The sequence below is a fragment of the Elstera litoralis genome (assembly GCF_000963705.1).
GTDB classification, from domain to species: Bacteria; Pseudomonadota; Alphaproteobacteria; order Elsterales; family Elsteraceae; genus Elstera; species Elstera litoralis.
This window is the reverse complement of the sequence record NZ_LAJY01000959.1, coordinates 1-758: the sequence shown is the minus strand read 5'-3', so window position 1 is coordinate 758 and position 758 is coordinate 1. Positions and strand designations below refer to the sequence as shown.

Here is a 758-nt window from a genome sequence, read left to right as displayed (position 1 = left end):
GCCGAAAAACCCTTATGAGGTGCGGGCAAACTGAATGGCTGAGTTAAATACAATGGTATTCGATTAAAATTTGATTAACTCTGTGGCTCGTACCCGCCCATTGTGCTACTTACCTCGGACTTTCTGGACTCGGACGAGGTATGATCGTGACCAATTGGGCGCCTGAACTGAAGCTATTAAACATCATCCCAGCCATCATCCTCGTTACAGCCGCGAGCCCTGCTTTTGCACAAAATTGGCAAGGGTGGAAAGCAACAAGTGCGGATGAGTCCCCCTTGGAACTTAAGTTAACCGGCTGGGGCAAGGCCGCGATTAAATCGGCTGGTTATGATAAGGGTGCCAATTCCACCAACAGCGGTGAAGTTTATTTTTACACAATCCGCGCCGAAGATAAGGATTACCGTAGTTTTGTTGGCGTAAATGAATCAACACATTTTCGTCACTGGAACCAGGACACACTTCAAAATTATGCTGGCCGCTATTTTAAAGATTTTTCACTAGAGTTTGGTGAACTTGACGATCTGTATCATGGTCGCGCCCAATTTAAGTTCATCCCCTTCAGTTACACCGCAAGCTCTCAGGTAAATAATTGCAGCATCTTTCGCTCTGCATGGGATTATCTATCATCGGTGGGCTGGTTCTGCGCGAAGCCGGGAAAACCCCTCTCGCCTGACGCAATCAAAACTTTCATCACCCACATCAGCTATAAGCAATTTTTGACGCCTAAAGATGAAGGCACGCTTCCCACCCCTAATCTT

Annotated in this window: 1 protein-coding gene; it reads left to right on the top strand. The window is 46.8% G+C overall.

Annotated features, from left to right (window positions below; translation table 11 throughout):
• Positions 1-146: 146 nt before the first annotated feature.
• Positions 147-758, top strand: a 612-nt coding sequence (locus tag VZ95_RS20945) for a hypothetical protein (protein WP_156995518.1), incomplete at its 3' end; no start/stop codon positions are given.